At 55.4% G+C, this 16,453-nt stretch carries 19 protein-coding genes; 7 read left to right on the forward strand and 12 right to left on the reverse strand.

All coding sequences use genetic code 11. The annotated features are described in order from the left end of the window. Window positions 1–54: 54 nt before the first annotated feature. Window positions 55–1,560 carry a dipeptide/tripeptide permease DtpA gene (dtpA, locus tag RCF31_RS04235; RefSeq protein WP_416412602.1) on the forward strand — a complete coding sequence of 502 codons (1,506 nt, stop codon included), beginning with the start codon at window positions 55–57 and terminating at the stop codon, window positions 1,558–1,560. A gap of 57 nt (window positions 1,561–1,617) precedes the next feature. Here the strand turns inward: dtpA and RCF31_RS04240 are convergent, their stop codons facing one another. Both RCF31_RS04240 and RCF31_RS04245 read right to left on the reverse strand, forming a co-directional pair. Further along, entirely contained in the window at window positions 1,618–2,457 is an 840-nt protein-coding gene (locus tag RCF31_RS04240; protein ID WP_416412603.1) for a pyridoxamine 5'-phosphate oxidase family protein, read from the reverse strand. Further along, a complete protein-coding gene (locus RCF31_RS04245) occupies window positions 2,441–3,067 on the reverse strand; it encodes a glutathione S-transferase family protein (RefSeq protein ID WP_416412604.1) in 627 nt (208 codons plus the stop codon). Before RCF31_RS04245 ends, RCF31_RS04240 begins: the two co-directional genes overlap by 17 nt. Before the next feature lie 91 nt (window positions 3,068–3,158). Here RCF31_RS04245 and RCF31_RS04250 point away from each other — a divergent pair, with 91 nt between their 5' ends. Both RCF31_RS04250 and gstA read left to right on the forward strand, forming a co-directional pair. Next, complete coding sequence (locus RCF31_RS04250; protein ID WP_299453180.1) at window positions 3,159–4,067, forward strand: LysR family transcriptional regulator; 909 nt, start codon at window positions 3,159–3,161, stop codon at window positions 4,065–4,067. Window positions 4,068–4,138: 71 nt separating this feature from the next. Further along, a complete protein-coding gene (gstA, locus tag RCF31_RS04255) occupies window positions 4,139–4,744 on the forward strand; it encodes a glutathione transferase GstA (protein WP_313684914.1) in 606 nt (201 codons plus the stop codon). A gap of 129 nt (window positions 4,745–4,873) precedes the next feature. Here gstA and pdxY read toward each other — a convergent pair whose 3' ends face one another. The 5 genes from pdxY to anmK all read right to left on the reverse strand — a co-directional run bounded on the left by pdxY (window position 4,874) and on the right by anmK (window position 9,341). Continuing rightward, window positions 4,874–5,734 (reverse strand): pyridoxal kinase PdxY, encoded by an 861-nt coding sequence (pdxY, locus tag RCF31_RS04260; RefSeq protein WP_299452583.1) that lies wholly within the window; start codon window positions 5,732–5,734, stop codon window positions 4,874–4,876. Between the two features lie 55 nt (window positions 5,735–5,789). After that, entirely contained in the window at window positions 5,790–7,064 is a 1,275-nt protein-coding gene (tyrS, locus tag RCF31_RS04265; protein WP_310617249.1) for a tyrosine--tRNA ligase, read from the reverse strand. Between the two features lie 139 nt (window positions 7,065–7,203). Beyond that, the gene (gene pdxH, locus RCF31_RS04270; protein WP_084874349.1) at window positions 7,204–7,860 is read right to left on the reverse strand and encodes a pyridoxamine 5'-phosphate oxidase; all 657 of its coding nucleotides are present in this window, start codon (window positions 7,858–7,860) and stop codon (window positions 7,204–7,206) included. Window positions 7,861–7,883: 23 nt separating this feature from the next. Continuing rightward, window positions 7,884–8,210 carry an MliC family protein gene (locus RCF31_RS04275; protein ID WP_416412605.1) on the reverse strand — a complete coding sequence of 109 codons (327 nt, stop codon included), beginning with the start codon at window positions 8,208–8,210 and terminating at the stop codon, window positions 7,884–7,886. Window positions 8,211–8,219: 9 nt separating this feature from the next. Then, entirely contained in the window at window positions 8,220–9,341 is a 1,122-nt protein-coding gene (gene anmK, locus RCF31_RS04280) for an anhydro-N-acetylmuramic acid kinase (RefSeq protein ID WP_416412606.1), read from the reverse strand. Between the two features lie 285 nt (window positions 9,342–9,626). Here anmK and slyB point away from each other — a divergent pair, with 285 nt between their 5' ends. After that, on the forward strand, window positions 9,627–10,094 hold the full coding sequence (gene slyB, locus RCF31_RS04285) for an outer membrane lipoprotein SlyB (protein ID WP_084874340.1): 468 nt from the start codon (window positions 9,627–9,629) through the stop codon (window positions 10,092–10,094). Window positions 10,095–10,135: 41 nt separating this feature from the next. Here the strand turns inward: slyB and slyA are convergent, their stop codons facing one another. Continuing rightward, window positions 10,136–10,573, reverse strand: coding sequence for a transcriptional regulator SlyA (gene slyA / locus RCF31_RS04290; protein ID WP_299452566.1), 438 nt, complete (start codon window positions 10,571–10,573; stop codon window positions 10,136–10,138). Between the two features lie 154 nt (window positions 10,574–10,727). On the opposite strand from slyA, the gene RCF31_RS04295 reads away from it, so the two are divergent. Genes RCF31_RS04295 through RCF31_RS04305 form a run of 3 tightly spaced genes read left to right on the forward strand, consistent with a single transcriptional unit; the run spans window position 10,728 to window position 13,861 of the window. After that, a complete protein-coding gene (locus RCF31_RS04295) occupies window positions 10,728–10,964 on the forward strand; it encodes a DUF1656 domain-containing protein (RefSeq protein WP_208714832.1) in 237 nt (78 codons plus the stop codon). A 6-nt stretch (window positions 10,965–10,970) separates the two neighbouring features. After that, window positions 10,971–11,828, forward strand: a complete 858-nt coding sequence (locus RCF31_RS04300) for an HlyD family secretion protein (RefSeq protein ID WP_299452562.1) — start codon at window positions 10,971–10,973, stop codon at window positions 11,826–11,828. Window positions 11,829–11,836: 8 nt separating this feature from the next. After that, a complete protein-coding gene (locus RCF31_RS04305; RefSeq protein WP_416412607.1) occupies window positions 11,837–13,861 on the forward strand; it encodes an FUSC family protein in 2,025 nt (674 codons plus the stop codon). Here RCF31_RS04305 and RCF31_RS04310 read toward each other — a convergent pair. From RCF31_RS04310 to RCF31_RS04325, 4 genes are all read right to left on the reverse strand, one after another. Continuing rightward, on the reverse strand, window positions 13,830–14,297 hold the full coding sequence (locus tag RCF31_RS04310; RefSeq protein WP_299452559.1) for a hypothetical protein: 468 nt from the start codon (window positions 14,295–14,297) through the stop codon (window positions 13,830–13,832). The two genes, RCF31_RS04305 and RCF31_RS04310, sit on opposite strands and share 32 nt — an antisense overlap. Window positions 14,298–14,425: 128 nt before the next feature. Beyond that, window positions 14,426–14,944, reverse strand: coding sequence for a superoxide dismutase [Cu-Zn] SodC (gene sodC / locus RCF31_RS04315; RefSeq protein WP_299452557.1), 519 nt, complete (start codon window positions 14,942–14,944; stop codon window positions 14,426–14,428). 79 nt (window positions 14,945–15,023) lie between these two features. Then, on the reverse strand, window positions 15,024–15,920 hold the full coding sequence (locus RCF31_RS04320) for an aldo/keto reductase family oxidoreductase (RefSeq protein ID WP_313686594.1): 897 nt from the start codon (window positions 15,918–15,920) through the stop codon (window positions 15,024–15,026). A 72-nt stretch (window positions 15,921–15,992) separates the two neighbouring features. Next, window positions 15,993–16,232, reverse strand: a complete 240-nt coding sequence (locus RCF31_RS04325) for a DUF1289 domain-containing protein (RefSeq protein ID WP_084878433.1) — start codon at window positions 16,230–16,232, stop codon at window positions 15,993–15,995. Window positions 16,233–16,453 lie beyond the last annotated feature (221 nt).

Below are 16,453 nucleotides of genomic sequence, written 5' to 3' on the forward strand. Positions count from 1 at the left end.
TGACGCAGACTTAATTCCTGTCAAAAAACAGGCTATGTATAAACTGAGGTACTCGTGTCAACTGCAAACAAACACACTGATGAGGCAGTCAGCCTCAACGCGTTCAAGCAACCGAAAGCGTTCTATCTGATCTTCTCGATCGAACTGTGGGAACGTTTTGGTTACTACGGCCTGCAGGCCATTATGGCGGTTTACCTGGTGAAGCAGCTGGGGATGTCTGAAGCAGACTCCATCACCCTGTTCACCTCGTTCAGCGCCCTGGTTTACGGCCTGGTCGCGATTGGCGGCTGGCTGGGCGATAAAGTACTGGGTACCAAACGCGTTATCGTATTGGGCGTGATGGTACTGGCGCTGGGTTACGCGTTTGTCGCGTTTTCTGGTCATGACACCACCATGGTGTACGTCGGTATGGCGACCATTGCGGTAGGTAGCGGCCTGTTTAAAGCCAACCCGTCTTCGCTGCTGTCAACCTGCTACGAGAAAGACGATCCGCGCATCGATGGCGCATTCACCATGTTTTACATGTCGATCAATATCGGTTCGCTGTTCTCGATGATGCTGACGCCATGGCTGGCAGCGAAATACGGCTGGGGTGCGGCTTTCTCCCTGTCGGTGGTGGGTCTGGTGATCACCCTGCTTAACTTCCTGTTCTGTCAGCGTCTGGTCAAAAGCTACGGCTCAAAACCGGACTTCGCGCCGCTGCAAATCAACAAACTGCTGATGACGCTGGTTGGCGTCGTGGCACTGGTGGCACTGGCAACCTGGCTGCTGCATCATCAGAGCATTGCGCGTATGGCGCTGGGCGCGATCGCCATTGGTATCGTGCTGGTGTTTGCCAAAGAAGCCTTTGCCTTGCAGGGTGCGGCACGCCGCAAAATGATCGTCGCCTTCCTGCTGATGGTCGAAGCCATTGTGTTCTTCGTGCTGTATATGCAGATGCCAACCTCGCTGAACTTCTTCGCGATTCGTAACGTTGAGCATGCCATTCTCGGCATTACCTTCGAACCGGAACAGTTCCAGGCACTGAATCCATTCTGGATCATGCTTGCCAGCCCGATTCTGGCTGCGGTGTACAACAAGATGGGCGATAAACTGCCAATGCCGCACAAGTTTGCCATTGGTATGGTGCTGTGTTCAGCCGCCTTCCTGGTGCTGCCGTTTGGTGCCAAATTCGCTAACGATGCCGGTATCGTGTCAGTGAACTGGCTGATCATCAGCTATGCGCTGCAGAGTGTCGGTGAGCTGATGATTTCTGGCCTGGGCCTGGCGATGGTGGCACAGCTGGTGCCGCAGCGTCTGATGGGCTTCATTATGGGTTCCTGGTTCCTGACCACCGCAGGCGCAGCGATGATCGCCGGTAAAGTGGCTAACCTGATGGCCGTGCCGAATGACGTGACCGATCCGCACATGTCACTGGCGGTGTACAGCCATGTGTTCCAGCAGATCGGCATCGCCACCGGTGTGATTGCTATCCTGATGCTGATCACAGCCCCGCTGCTGAATCGCATGACTCAGGATGATGCACAGACGGAATTGCAGCGCGCTAACGCGAATTCATAATTCGTCGGTCAACTCCGGAAAAACGATTAAGCCGTCATCCCTCGGGTGACGGCTTTTTTATGGCCTGATCCAGCAGGCACCGGCTCCGAGTCGCATCATATGATGTGGGGTAAACCATAAACGACGGAAGGCTTTCCCCTCCCCATCTTCTGCTTCCCAGTCGATGGTCATTTCACCCTGTAAATGCAGCGCGGTGCCTTGCTGCCAGTCGGGGATCAGCAGCGCACAGCGCGCATCCAGCAACAGATTGCCCAGCGTGTTCATATAACGGTTGCCGGGAAAATCATCAAATGACAACTGCCCGCTCGCGTGCCAGCGCAAAAAGCCTGCCGGACCACCACGATGGGAAATGTCCATACTGCCACCGGGTTCGCCGCTGGCGATAAAAAAGGTCTGGCTGCGTGCCAGCACACGCTGATCTTCCCCACTCAATTGGGTTATCGGCGTCACCGCAATGTTCCCCGCCGCAGGCACTCGCCAGGGATACTGATGGATATATTGCGGGCAGTTACCAAAACTCTCGCGCACCCGCATCACCAGATGATCCGGACCCAGTGCCGCCACCTCGCCATTCGCGCGATTACGACGACGGGTGGCAAAATCGATGCCAAGGATCGCCAGCGCCTCGCCCTCCTCCGGTAATGACAGCAGCGGCGCACGTTGCAGTGCACTGCGCTGGATTGCCAGGTGGTTTTCATCCAGCGGCTGGACAAAACCCGGTGCCGCCATCAGCAAATGGGCTAGCGGCCAGCCGTGCTGGTCACGCTGCGCCAGCAACAGATAAGGCAGCTGAGCATAAAACAGCTGATGCTGCTGCGGCATCTGATCATAGATGGCAGCACGTACCTGGTGAAAACCTGCCAGCTGCTGTGCCTGTTGTTCACCGGGATGAAACATGATCTTCGTCCGCAGGGAGTGGCAGTGGCGGCAACGCCTCAAAGCCGGGTAAAGCTTCGACCTGAGCCAGCCACTGGCGAATCGCGGGCCAGGGTTGCAGGGAGATGCCTCCCTCGGGCGCACAGGCGACGTAAGCGTAGCAGGAAAGATCGGCAATCGTCGGCTGCTCACCCACCAGCCAGCGCCCATGGCTCAGATGTTGTTCCATTTGCGGCAGAAAACGGGCGGCGACACTGCGGGCCGAGGCGTAATCTTCCGGAGTCTGAAATTGTTTAATCAGTCGCGCCGAACCCACACCGTAACGAATTTCCCCTGCGGCTTTACCTAACCACAGCTGCACCCGCGCAGCCGCCACCGGCTCCTCCGGCAGCCAGTGGCTGCCCGGGGCATAACGTCGCACCAGGTACACCAGAATGGCGTTGCTGTCATAGATAACCGCGTCACCATCGACCAGAACCGGGATTTGCTGCCACGGATTGAGCAGGCGAAATTCGTCCTGCTGACGCTGCGCGGCAGCGGCTTCGATGCATTGATAGTCCAGTTGTAACATGTTGAGCAACAGACGGACACGATGGGCATGGCCGGATAGCGGGGTGCTGTAAAGTTTCATGGTGGTCTCCTGTTTTGCTTAGCTTACTCTTGTGATTTAAGTAAGGAAGATCGTGTTATAACAAGAGACTGTTACCGAAACAGGAAGAATGATGGACAGATTTGACGAGCTTGAAGTGTTCGTAACCGTCATCCAGCAAGGCAGCCTGGCCGCCGCCGCACGGCGTTTACAGCGTTCCCCACCGGTGATTACCCGCACGCTGGCGGCGCTGGAGCAACGTTTTGGCACCACGCTGATTGAGCGCACTACGCGCCAGCTGGCCCCTACTGAAGCGGGCTGGCAGTTGTTTGAGCAGGCACGCCAGCTACTGGATAACTATCAGGCAGCGATGGACAGTGCGCACCACAGTGGCTTGCAGGGATTGCTGCGCGTCACCGCGCCGGTTCAATTTGGCCGCCGTCATGTCATGCCGCTGGTGAACGCTTTTCTCGATCAGCATCCGGAAATTCAGCTGGAGCTGGTGTTAAGCGACAGCTATCAGGATTTGATTGATAACTCGCTGGATATCGCCTTGCGTATCGGTGAGTTGCAGGATTCCTCGATGGTGGCGCGCCGTGTCGGTGAGGTGCAGAGTATGCTGATTGCCAGCCCGGAATACCTGCAACGCGCTGGCACGCCGCTGCACCCGTCTGCATTGAACGAACATACCCTGATCGCCGGGATGCGACAGACGAAGGAATGGCGCTTTGCCCGCGATGTGCGCGTGCGCATTACACCGCGTCTGCGGGTGAATGAAGTCGAAAGCCAGCTGCTGGCGTTGCGTAACGGCCAGGGCATTGGTCGTTTGCTCTCCTACCAGGTGCTGGACGATGTGCGCCATGGCACACTGGTCCATTTATTACCCGAGTGGGAACCCGCTGCCTTGCCAGTGCAACTGGTGACGCAACGGGTGAAAAACATGACGCCTAAAGTGCGCCAGTTCTGGGATTTCGCGCTGGCGCAACTGCCGACACTCGCCTGTTTCAATGCAGATAATTATCGCCGCAGCGATGAATCCTGATCGGTATCACTGGCAAAACTTTTATGCCGATTTATGCTGTTACGATCACAACAAAACCTGGAGAAGCCATGATGAAACTCTATTGTAAGCCCGGTGCCTGTTCGCTTTCGCCACACATTGTGATGCGCGAATGCGGGCTGGACTTCACGCAGGTCAATGTTGACCTGCAACAGAAACGTACCGAGCGAGGAGAAGATTACTGGCAGATAAACCCGAAAGGACAAGTTCCCGCCTTGCTGTTTGATGATGGCACGCTGCTGACTGAGGGCACGGCGATAGTGCAATACCTGGCCGATCAAAAACCCGATCGCCATCTGCTGGCCCCGACGGGCAGCCTGACGCGTTATCACACTCTGGAGTGGTTAAGTTTTATCGGCACCGAACTGCATAAAGGCTTCAGCCCACTGTTCAGAAAAGATACCCCTGCCGAATACAAAACGCTGGTGCGTGAGCAACTGAAGAAAAAATTCGAAATCGTCGATCACGCCTTGCAGGATAAACAATGGCTGATGGGACTGCGTTTTACCGTCGCCGATGCCTATCTGTTCGTGGTGACGCGTTGGGCGCAGGCGGTGCAACTGGATTTGAGCGATCTGCCCGCGCTGAACAGCTGGTTTGCGCGCGTCGCAGAGCGTCCGGCAGTGCAGGCCGCATTGAAAGCGGAAGGTCTGGTTTGATGATGACAGGCCGGTGACTCCGGCCTGTGGCACTGATTCGTAGCGGCGCGATTTATCGCGCATTGAGGTATGCTGCGCCGGGGTAAAACCCGCGCGATAAATCGCGCCGCTACAAAGGGACAACCTGTTTTAAATTTTAACGGCGTCAAAGTGCTGCGTCGGTTGCGCAATCGCATCCTGCGCGGCAACCAGTTGTAACTCGTACTCGCCCATTTCATGAGTTTTCAGCATCACTTCATACACCGCTGCGGTAACGTGTTCCAGCGCATCACGCAGTGACTTGCCATGCAGCAGATCCACCAGCAGCAGGCCGCTGGTCAAATCGCCGACGCCGACCGGCTGACGCACACCAAAATCCACCAGCGGACGGTCGATATGCCAGCACTCATCGGCGGTCACCAGCAGCATCTCGAAACGATCGCTGCGGCGTCCGGCGCGTGCCAGATGCTTAACCAGCACCACTCTCGGCCCCTGGGCAATCAAGGCACGGGCAGCAACCACCGCCTGTTCGACATTGGCAATGCTCTGACCACTGAGCATTTCCAGCTCCAGCAGATTAGGCGCGACAATATCACTGGCCGGTAGCGCCATTTTGCAATGAAACTCCGCCACACCGGGCGCAACAATACAGCCTTTCTCCGGATGCCCCATCACCGGATCGCAAAAATACCAGGCGTTCGGATTAGCCGCTTTCACCTGGCGCACAATCTCCAGGATCTGCTCGCCCTGCTCGGCGGAACCCAGATAACCACTCAGCACCGCATCACAGGTCTTCAAACGGTCAATCGCCGCAATGCCCTGCACAATATCGGTCAGATGGGTGGCGGGCATCACGGTACCGGTCCAGTGCCCATACTGGGTGTGGTTGGAGAATTGCACGGTATTCAGCGGCCAGACATTGGCCCCCATCCGACGCATGGGAAACTCGGCCGCACTGTTTCCGGCGTGGCCATAAACAACATGTGACTGGATTGCGAGAATATTTTTCATTGTTGCCCTGTACTGCCTTGCCATAAAAAAGGGCCGGAGACCGGCCCTGAAGTGCTTACTGCCAGTTAATCAGGCAGTAGTGTTTTTTGCCGCGACGCAACAGCGTGAAGCGCCCGAACAGTTTGTCACTGTCGCTGAAACGATACTCAGCGTCTGATTGTTTTTCACCGTTCAGTGATACCGCGTTCGAACCGATCATGGTGCGTGCCTGCCCGCGTGACGGTACCAGCTCGGCTTTCACCAACGCCTGTTGCAGATCGTCTTCCGCGTTCAGGCTGATGGTCGGCATACCATCCTGCGCCAGCTGTTCAAAATCGGCCTCAGTCATTTCGCTCAGGCTGCCAGAAAACAGGCTTTCGGTGATACGTTTTGCCGCCGCCAGACCGGTTTCACCGTGCACCAGACGGGTCACCTGCTCGGCCAGCACATATTGTGCGCGTGGCGCGGTGCCGCTGTTTTTATCTTCTTCTTCCAGTGCATTGATCTCTTCAATGCTCATAAAGGTGAAGAATTTCAGGAAGCGATAGACATCCGCATCGGCGGTGTTGATCCAGAACTGGTAGAACTTATACGGGCTGGTTTTTTTCTCGTCGAGCCATACCGCGCCACCTTCAGTTTTACCGAATTTGGTGCCGTCAGATTTGGTGATCAACGGCACGGTCAGACCCCAGGTCTGCTGCTGATGCAGGCGACGGGTCAGGTCGATACCCGAGGTGATGTTGCCCCACTGATCGGAACCTCCAATCTGCAACACCACGCCGTAGCGTTTGTTCAGCTCGGCAAAGTCATAACCTTGCAACAGGTTGTAAGAGAACTCGGTGTAGGAGATGCCCTGATCTTCACGGTTCAGTCGCTGTTTGACCGCTTCTTTGTTGATCATCTGGTTAACAGAGAAATGTTTACCGATATCACGCAGGAAGGTCAGCACGTTCATACCACCAAACCAGTCATAGTTGTTGGCGGCGATGGCGCTGTTATCACCACAATCGAAACTCAGGAAAGGCGCAACCTGTTTGCGGATTTTCTCCACCCACTCGCCCACGGTTTCGCTGGTGTTCAGTTTACGTTCTGCTGCTTTAAAGCTGGGATCGCCAATCAGACCGGTGGCACCACCCACCAGCGCGACCGGCTTGTGTCCGGCGTCCTGAAAACGTTTCAGGCAGAGCAGCGGCACCAGATGGCCCAAGTGCAAGCTATCAGCGGTGGGATCAAAGCCGCAATAGAGTGCAATTGGCCCCTGCGCCAGTCGCTCTGCTAACGCTTCCTCGTCCGTTACCTGGGCAATTAAGCCCCTCTCTTGCAATTGTTGTATCAGGTTACTGCTGGTCATCACTGACTCCAAATTGATCAGACTGCACCCAGGCTGGTACATAGCTTTCCGCTGATTTGCGGAAGTGAAAAAAATGAGGGCTATAGCATAAAGCGCTGACGCCAAGTGCGCCAGCGTTGAAAGGGGCTAAAACGCAGTTTTACGGGGCAAGACGGTCGATTGACCAGCCATTGTCCTGACGCTGATACAGGAAGCGATCGTGCAGACGATGTTCGCCCCCCTGCCAGAACTCCATGGTGTGAAATTTCACCCGGAATCCGCCCCAGAAACTCGGCAACGGCACCTCGCCCTGCTGGAATTTCTGCTTCAGTTCAAGGAATTTGCCTTCCAGCACGCCACGCGCCGAAATCCGGCTCGACTGCTTCGATACCCAGGCCCCAATCTGACTGTCACGCGGGCGGCTATGGAAATATTTCAGCACTTCCAGCGCCGAGAGTTTTTCCACTTCCCCCAGCACCATCACCTGACGTTCCAGGTAATGCCACGGGAAATGCAACGAGATACGCGGATTCTCCGCCAGCTGTAACGCTTTGCGGCTGCCGAGGTTGGTGTAAAACACCATCCCTTTCTCATCGTAGTGCTTGAGCAGCACGATACGCTGGTAAGGCTGACCGCTGCTGTCCACCGTCGCCACCGTCATGGCCGTCGGATCGGGCAACTGCGCGGTGCAGGCCTGTTGCAGCCACTGTTCAAACAGCGCCAGAGGGTTATCTGGCAAATCTTTACGTCGTAAGCCACCGCGAGTGTATTCACGACGCAGGTGGGCAATAGTTTGCAAACTGTCACTGTCGCTCATGCTATGTACTCTTTCTCAACCGTTCACTGGGCGGAACTGCCCGCATTCTGCAATTCGCAGTCATTAATCACAATCTTATCGTTACGCTCGACAAAAGCACCATTACCTTTCGACCAGAAGACATAAGTCCCGTCACTGTAACGCGTGCCGGAGGCAGAAACTGTCTGTGTCAGCGTCAGGGGTTTGCCATCCAGAATAAAGCTGACCTGCTGCCGCGGGTTATCCAGCGTGACGGTCAATGGCAAAGTTCCGCACTGGTAATGCAGGGTTTGCGGTTGCCCGGCCTGTTTGGGCATTAAACCACAACCACTCAGCAGCAGGACGCCACCGATGATAATCGCTTTTTTCATCCTCACTCCTTAACGTGTCTGCCGGGGATTGGCCGGATAGACGGCACCCAGCACGCTCATCGCGCGCGCGCCGGTCACGGCCGGTAAATTGCCCGGTAATCCTGACAGGGTGCGGAAGGCCAGCCAGGCAAAGGCCAGCGCTTCCATATCATCGCCGCTGATACCGGCCTGATCGGTGGTGTTCACTTCCGTACCCGGCAACAGTGCGGCCAGGCGTGCCATCAGCAGCGGATTGCGACTGCCGCCACCGCATACCAGCAGGCGATCACAGCCATCATTCAGTTGTACCTGTTGCGCAATGGTCTGTGCCGTCAGCTCCGTCAGGGTGGCCTGCACATCCTGCGCTGCCAGTGCCGGGAAACGCTGCAATTGTTGTTCAATCCAGCTCAGGTTGAAATATTCACGCCCGGTGCTTTTCGGTGGCGGTAAGGCAAACCAGGGATCGGCCAGCATTTGATCCAGCAACACAGGCACTAACTGTCCACTGCGCGCCCAGGCGGCATCTTTGTCGTAACCCTGACCTTTGTTACGCCAGATCCACGCATCAATCAGCATATTGCCTGGTCCGGTGTCAAAACCGCGCACCGGCTGGCCAGGGAGCAGCAGCGAGAGGTTGGCGATGCCACCAATATTCAACACCATGCGCCGTTCTACGCTGTCCATCAATAATGCCTGATGGAAGGCGGGCACCAGCGGCGCGCCCTGCCCCCCGAGTGCCATATCACGGCGGCGAAAATCGCCCACCACCGTGACGCCGGTCGCCGCGACAATCTGGTTATTATCACCAATCTGTAAGGTGTTAGGCGCATCGCTTAAGGGTTCATGCCACACCGTTTGTCCATGACAGCCAATCGCCATGATATCGCTGGCCTCCAGCGACTGCTGGCGCATCAGCGTTAATACCGCCTCGGCAAACAACTTGCCAAGACGAGTATCCAGCTGTCCCAGCTGCGAGAGCGTCAGTGATTGCCCCTGACAAATCGCCAGCACCTGCTGACGCAAATCCTGGGGGATCGGATGGCAGTAGCTCGCCTGCTGCGCCACCATATGTTCATCAATCGCCGCCAGTACCACATCGACACCGTCAAGACTGGTACCGGACATCACACCAATATAGCGCCCTGATTTCATATACTTTCCTTACTCGCACGCGGGCAAATGATTCATCTCAGAGTAGCCTGGCAAATTACGGTGGCTAATTCTATGATTAAATTCCGCTTTTTAAGCACAAAGCGATGCGTAATCCAGGGTAAAATATTTTCGTTGTCCAATTGAATTTTTGTTGAGATGCAATGGTCTATGCTTCGCCTCCAGCCGCGTATAATTCGGACTAAAGTCAATTGCCTGGTTTGTGTCTTATACTCTGTGCAGGACAGAATGAGATCATGGCGCATTTTTGCAATAAGGAGCTTTCTGATGATTAAGCGTTTCCTGGTCGTCTCACTGACTGGCTTAACGCTGGCAGGTTGTGTCAGCAATGACACCCTCTCCGGCGATGTTTACAGTGCCAATGAAGCCAAACAGGTACAAAGCGTTTCCTACGGCACCCTGGTGTCGGTCCGTCCGGTTAAAATTCAGGGCGGTGATGAGAACAACGTGATTGGCGCCATTGGCGGTGCCGTATTAGGTGGATTCCTGGGTAATACCATCGGTGGCGGCAGCGGCCGTTCACTGGCAACCGCAGGCGGTGCCGTGCTGGGTGGCGTTGCGGGCCAGGGCGTACAGAGTACTCTGAACAAGAGTGACGGTGTAGAGCTGGAAATCCGTAAGGATGACGGTAACACCATCATGGTAGTGCAGAAGCAGGCAGCAACCCGCTTCTCTGTCGGCCAGCGTGTCGTCATGGCGTCGAACGGCAGCCAGGTTACCGTATCGCCGCGCTAAGCGACCAGAAACAAAAAACCGACGCCTGCGCGTCGGTTTTTTTATTTCTCCCGATTTTGTAATTCGAGAATATTTCTCTCCAGCCGGGCAATCAGCGTCACCATCTGATTCACCTCCTCCAGGCTGATACCATTGAGAATATCGTCGCGGGTGGCATCAATCACACTTTCGACCTGCTCGATAATTGGCTCGGCCTGCCGGGTCAGTTTGATGCGCTTGGCACGGCGATCGTTCGCGCAGGTCGAGCGGGTAATTAACCCCTTCTCTTCCAGCTGATCGAGCGTGCGCACCAGCGAGGGTTGCTCAATACCAATGGCTTTCGCCAGCTGAATCTGCGACTGCTCTGGCGGGAGTTGATGAATATTGTGTAACGTCACCCAATGCGTTTGCGTTAACTCAAGCGGCTTAAGACGCTGGTCAATCAAGGCACGCCAGATGCGCACCAGGCGAGATAAATCCGTTCCGAGTGTCGTATCCATTTCATCTCCTTATAATTAGCTTGCTAGCTATCAAGCCAGATTTTACACTATTCTGCGAGTTTACAGGACAAAATACAAATCCCAGGCCAGCTGACACACGCACTCATCTACGCTTCATTGAGAATGATTCTGGGTTAACTAAGGAAGATGATACGTGTCTGTTTTCCTCTTTACCGCTAACGCCCCGCTTACCGACCTGGTATTTGGTGCCTCCTTGTTCTTCCCACCGCTGTTTAAAGCGGTACTGCTGGGTTTCTTTTTCTGGCTACTTATCCATCCGTTGCTGCGTGGCTGGATGTACTCCGGTGATATCTGGCATCCCACATTAATGGATCTTTCCCTGTTTGTGCTGTGCGTCACCGCCGCACTTTGGTTATTGAGCCTCGGATAAATCGCCATGAAATTCAATCCCTTTAAATACTTTTCTACTCTGGTCGTGTTTACCCTGGCACTACTGGCGGGCTGGTGGATGTGGAACTACTACATGCAATCACCGTGGACGCGGGATGGCAAAGTGCGTGCCGAACTGGTGGATATCACCCCACAGGTCTCTGGCCGCATCATTACGCTGGTGGTACGCGACAATCAGTTTGTGCATAAAGGGCAAACCCTGCTGACGATCGATCCGGTGCCGTGGCAAATCGCGCTGGAGAATGCCGAAGCCCAGCTGGCGAAAGCACAGTCGGACCAGGAAAAGGCCCAGCATGAGCTAGCCCGTCGCAGCAACCTGCCGCGTAACGTTATTTCCGCCGAGGATCTCGACGCCGCCCGTCTGACGGCCAACGCCGCCACCGCCACCACCAAAGCCGCCCAGGCTACGCTGGATCAGGCGCGCTGGAATTTGCAGCAAACCGAAATCAGCGCGCCGACTGATGGTTGGGTCAGCAATCTCACGCTACGCCCCGGTAACTATGCCACCGCCGGAACACCGTTGTTTGCTCTGGTCGATAGCCACTCTTTTTACGTGATGGGTTATTTCGAAGAGACCAAACTACGCCATATCCAGCCAGGTGCCACCGCGAATATCGTGCTGTACAGCAACGGCCAGCGCTTGCAAGGCAAAGTTGAAAGCATTGGCCGTGCCATTTATGACCAGAGTGTCGATAGCGACAGCGGTCTGGTGCCGGATATCAAACCGAACGTCCCCTGGGTGCGGCTGGCACAGCGTGTTCCGGTGCGTATCCAGCTGGATGCTATCCCGGATAATGTCCCGCTGGTGGCGGGCACCACCTGTACCATTTCGATTGTGCGCTGAGGCTGCGGATGAATTTTCAGTGGCTGGCGTGGCAAAATCTGCCGTGGATTCAAGCCTCAGGCGGCCAATGGCGCTATGCCTTGCGCAACGCCATTGCGATGTGCCTGGCGCTCTCCGTCGCCTATGCACTGCAACTGGACCAACCTTACTGGGCGATGACCTCGGCGGCAGTGGTCAGCTTTCCCACTGTGGGTGGGGCGATCAGCAAAAGCCTGGGCCGCATCGTCGGCAGTTTGCTCGGTGCCACCGCTGCACTGCTGATTGCCGGACATACGCTGAATGAACCCTGGTTATTTGCCTTTTTTATGGCGGGCTGGCTGGCGCTATGTACCTGGATTGCCAATCACTTTCAAAATAATGTGGCTTATGCCTTCTCGCTGGCCGGTTATACTGCCGCGATCATCGCGTTTAGCAGCGTCAATATTACTGATATCAGCGAGTTATGGACCATTACCCAGGCTCGCGTCTGCGAAGTCATTTCCGGGATTTTGTGTGCCGGGCTGATGATGATGGTGCTGCCCAGCACCTCCGATGGTCACGCGTTAATGGGATCGCTGCGGCAAATGCATGCCCGGTTGCTGGACCATGCAGTGCTGCTGTTACAACAAGGCAGTACCGATAATGTCCGCTCTGCCCATGAAAATGTCATCAGCCAGATTCTGACCATGAACCTGCTACGTATTCAGGCATTCTGGAGCCACTATCGTTTTCGTCGGCAAAATAACGTGCTCAACTACGTGCTGCATCAGCAGTTGCGTTTAACCAGCGTGCTTTCCAGTCTGCGCCGGATGCTGCTGAACTGGCCAGACGCGCCGCCACTGTTATTCGACGCCATGCAAAAATTGCTGCACGAACTGGCCCAACCGGAATGTGATAAATACCGGCTGGCGCTGATTCTGCGCAGCATCACCCCCGCCGCTGAGGGCGATTATCGCCAGCGTGCCTTTGTACAGCGTCTGCGCTACTTTGCCTGGATTTACCTTAACGTGCAGCGCTGGATCAGGCTGATTGAGCGTGCCGATGCCGATACGCGCTTTCAACCACCGCGTGTTCCCTCACTGGCGCGGGAAAGCGACAACGCGGAAGCGGGCTGGAGTGCGTTACGCACTTTCAGCGTGATTATGCTGGGTTGTGCGTACTGGATCGCGACCCAATGGGATTCCGGCGCAGCAGCGCTGACCCTCACCGCCATCGCCTGCGTGCTGTATTCTTCAGCTCCCTCACCCACCGGCAGCATCTCTCTGTTGCTGAAAACCCTGCTGTGGTTGTCCGTGTTCAGTTTTGTGTTGCAGTTTGGCTTGATGGTGCAGATCAGCGCGCTGTGGCAGTTTTTGCTGGTGCTGTTCCCGCTGTTGCTGACATTGCAGCTGTTCAAATTGCAGCAGAAAGCGCGCGCCGGGATGTGGGGACAATTTATTGTCTTCATGGGATCGTTTATTGCCGTCAGTAACCCGCCGGATTGGGATTACCAGAGTTTCCTCAACGATAACCTGGCAAAAGTTTGTGGTGTGATGCTGGCCTGGCTGGCGTTTCAGGTGCTGCGCCCCAGCTCGGATGCGCGTCGCAGTCGGCGTCATATTCGCGCGTTGCGCCATGCCTTCCTCGATCAATTGCGTCGCCACCCTCGTTTAAGCGAGAGTCGCTTCGAATCACAGATTTATCATCATATCAGCCAGTTAAGTAATAGCCGCGATGAACAGGCGCGAGTATGGCTGTTGCGCTGGGGCGTGGTGCTGCTCAATTGTTCGCATATTGTCTGGCAGTTACGCGAATGGCAGCCCAGCTCTCCCACCCTGGCCCAGATGCGTGACAGCAGTTTGCAGGATTTACAGCGGATTATGAGTCTGCGTGGTGTGCGCCACACCTCCTTGCAGGCGACGCTGGATGAACTGGAGGAAATGATTGCCCATCTCCCGGTCACGCAAGACAGCGAAGCCAATACTCTTGCCGGCATTCTCTGGCGTTTACGCTGTTCGCTGGCGCAGCTGAAACAGGCCGTGCCTACTGACAATATTGTTGCTGCTGCCGGTTAAAATCATCCTGCAACTGTTGCAGGGTTTTTCGCCCCTCAAAGCGGGTTTTATCCTGCTCAGACATCGGTTCCAGCACCAAAGCTTTCTCCTCCGGGGAATAGATAAAACGACGCGGCAGATCGGTGCCGGTAAAACTTTTCCCATCGATAGCACCACACACCACCGTCATGGTGTGACGATAAACTTCGGCATGGATGAAGTTGGTCTCAGTCGCACTGCGCAGCACATTCTGACAGCCTTTCGCTTCCAGCTTTTCCAGCGTTCGCTGTGTCAGCCATTCGCGCCCACGGGCAATCTCCTCGCAGCTGGCGCGTAGCGGATTAACATCGATCGTTCTTTGCAGTTGCCGACTGGCGTCCAGTCGTAATTGTGTATCATTCGGTTGATCACATCCTACCAGCAACGCACATAACAACATGATCCCACACGTTTTCATTCCTGCCCCTGAGCGGTTTTGTTCCCTGCCACGTATCATAGGCGGGAAAAATCAGCGGGAACAGTGCAAAAATATCTGAGAAATGTCTGGTTACGCAAATCGGGGCGGCGGCAGGTCGCCGACCCCGGTTAAATCACACCACAGGCAAAGCGGGCACCACCGCCGCCCAGCGGTTGCGGGTGATCAGAATGATTGTCACCGCCCACATGCACCATCAGGGCTTTCCCTTTGATTTCATTCAGGGATTTGATACGCGGGGCCAGCACCGGATAATTCGCTTTACCGTCATCGCCGACATATAACGCAGGCAGATCGCCCAGGTGGCCTTCGGCATAGGGTCCCAGATGTTTTCCGGTTTTTCCGGGATCAAAATGCCCCCCTGCCGCACCCGCCGCCACCATTTTCCCGGCCGATTCGCCGGGTTCACAGCTGCCGTTAGCATGGACATGGAAGCCATGGATGCCCGCAGGCAGACCACTCAGCGCGGGGGTAAATTGCAGCCCGTAAGGGGTTTCGGTGATGGTCACCTTGCCAATCGCCGCGCCAATACCTTGTTCCGTCACTTTGTGCAGCTCGACTTCTTCTGAAGCAGCCTGGGCAACGCCGCTACAGAGCAGCGCCAGAACAGCAATCAGGGTTCTGTTCATAACATCTCCTTATGGTGAGTTCCCTGTAAGCCTGGCTGCTTTTTCCCGGTGCTGCTGCATTTTGACGCATTTTTACGCTTCAGGGCACATCGTAGCCCAGTGCAGCCTTACGAATGCGGAACCACTGCTGGCGATCCAGCGTCAACTGACAGCCCGCCACCGCGTCACTGACACGCGCTGTTTTACCGGAACCGATGATCGGCAAGGGGCGGCTGGGCAGTTTCATCACCCAGGCATACACCACCTGTTCAATATTGCTGGCACCGATTTCCTGTTTCACCTGATGCAGTTCATCACGCAGCGGCTGGTAATGCGGGTCGTTAAATAAACGCCCACCGCCGAGGCAGGACCAGGCCATCGGGCGCATACGCAATTGCTGGCACTGATCCAGCGAGCCATCCAGTAATGTCGATTGTTCCAGCGGGGAAATTTCCAGCTGGTTGGTCGCCAGGGTAAAAGGCAGACGTGATTGCAGCAGGGTGAACTGGGTCGGGGTGAAATTGGAGACACCGAAATGACGCACTTTTCCACTCTGATGCAATGAGAGGAATGCTTCGGCAACTTCATCCGCATCCATCAGTGGATCGGGGCGATGAATCAACAGCAGGTCGAGATAATCGGTAGCAAAATGGCGCAGCGAATTTTCTGCACTCTGCAAAATATGGCGGGTATCAGTGATGTAATGGCCGATCTGGTGTTCCGGTTTAGCGCGCGTCGCGATGCCGCATTTGGTGACGATTTGCAGCTTTTCACGCAAACCCGGCGCCAGTTTCAGCGCTGCACCGAATGCGGCCTCACATTGGTAATCACCATAAATATCCGCGTGGTCAACCGTGGTGATGCCCAGCGCAAGATGATGCTCGATAAACTGCACGCACTGCTGTGGCGTCATGCCCCATTCCATCAGACGCCAGTAACCCATGATCAGCGGTGAAAATAGCGGTCCCTGCGGGGCAATTTGTTGCGGCTGTAACATCATAGCTCTCCGTTAAACGCAAATCCGAATGGATGAATCGGCAGTATAACGGAAAGTGACCCACAGCAACGGTCAGAACAGTGAGGGTTGTTGCGGTTCGTCAGGTTCTTCGGGTTTCTGACTGCGTTGCAGGCGTAACCAGCGCTGACGGCATAAACGCAGCACATGGCGTTTTTGCGCATCACTGTATTTCATCCAGTCAAAACGCTCCTCGCGACTGCGCAGGCAGCCACGACAATAGCCACGAGCATCGCTCTGGCAAATCCCCCGACAGGGGCTGGGGACAGGAAAAAACTCAAGTTGCTCGGCCACATCCACTCCGGTACAGGCAAATTGCAGCATATTGATAACAGCTTAGTGACATTGTGCGCAGAGTAAACGCCAATTGCACGTATTCTGCACAATCAATTTTCTGCCAGCCAGCGGGTTACCGTTACTTACTAATCTGTCCCTGTGGACCCAGGGGGCGTTTAAGTTTGGTTAAGGTTTTCCTCATATTTTGTCTCTACTCTGGCGCGATTCTGTTCCATTGA

The sequence above is a fragment of the Pantoea sp. App145 genome, from assembly GCF_047947045.1.
Taxonomy (GTDB): domain Bacteria; phylum Pseudomonadota; class Gammaproteobacteria; order Enterobacterales; family Enterobacteriaceae; genus Pantoea.

Excerpts from the sequence above, each read along its gene's own strand:
- RCF31_RS04240 (WP_416412603.1), bottom strand. The coding sequence starts at position 2,457 with ATGTTTCATCCCGGTGAACAACAGGCACAGCAGCTGGCAGGTTTTCAC.
- RCF31_RS04245 (WP_416412604.1), bottom strand. The coding sequence starts at position 3,067 with ATGAAACTTTACAGCACCCCGCTATCCGGCCATGCCCATCGTGTCCGT.
- RCF31_RS04250 (WP_299453180.1), top strand. The coding sequence starts at position 3,159 with ATGGACAGATTTGACGAGCTTGAAGTGTTCGTAACCGTCATCCAGCAA.
- gstA (WP_313684914.1), top strand. The coding sequence starts at position 4,139 with ATGAAACTCTATTGTAAGCCCGGTGCCTGTTCGCTTTCGCCACACATT.
- pdxY (WP_299452583.1), bottom strand. The coding sequence starts at position 5,734 with ATGAAAAATATTCTCGCAATCCAGTCACATGTTGTTTATGGCCACGCC.
- tyrS (WP_310617249.1), bottom strand. The coding sequence starts at position 7,064 with ATGACCAGCAGTAACCTGATACAACAATTGCAAGAGAGGGGCTTAATT.
- pdxH (WP_084874349.1), bottom strand. The coding sequence starts at position 7,860 with ATGAGCGACAGTGACAGTTTGCAAACTATTGCCCACCTGCGTCGTGAA.
- RCF31_RS04275 (WP_416412605.1), bottom strand. The coding sequence starts at position 8,210 with ATGAAAAAAGCGATTATCATCGGTGGCGTCCTGCTGCTGAGTGGTTGT.
- anmK (WP_416412606.1), bottom strand. The coding sequence starts at position 9,341 with ATGAAATCAGGGCGCTATATTGGTGTGATGTCCGGTACCAGTCTTGAC.
- slyB (WP_084874340.1), top strand. The coding sequence starts at position 9,627 with ATGATTAAGCGTTTCCTGGTCGTCTCACTGACTGGCTTAACGCTGGCA.
- slyA (WP_299452566.1), bottom strand. The coding sequence starts at position 10,573 with ATGGATACGACACTCGGAACGGATTTATCTCGCCTGGTGCGCATCTGG.
- RCF31_RS04300 (WP_299452562.1), top strand. The coding sequence starts at position 10,971 with ATGAAATTCAATCCCTTTAAATACTTTTCTACTCTGGTCGTGTTTACC.
- RCF31_RS04305 (WP_416412607.1), top strand. The coding sequence starts at position 11,837 with ATGAATTTTCAGTGGCTGGCGTGGCAAAATCTGCCGTGGATTCAAGCC.
- RCF31_RS04310 (WP_299452559.1), bottom strand. The coding sequence starts at position 14,297 with ATGAAAACGTGTGGGATCATGTTGTTATGTGCGTTGCTGGTAGGATGT.
- sodC (WP_299452557.1), bottom strand. The coding sequence starts at position 14,944 with ATGAACAGAACCCTGATTGCTGTTCTGGCGCTGCTCTGTAGCGGCGTT.
- RCF31_RS04320 (WP_313686594.1), bottom strand. The coding sequence starts at position 15,920 with ATGTTACAGCCGCAACAAATTGCCCCGCAGGGACCGCTATTTTCACCG.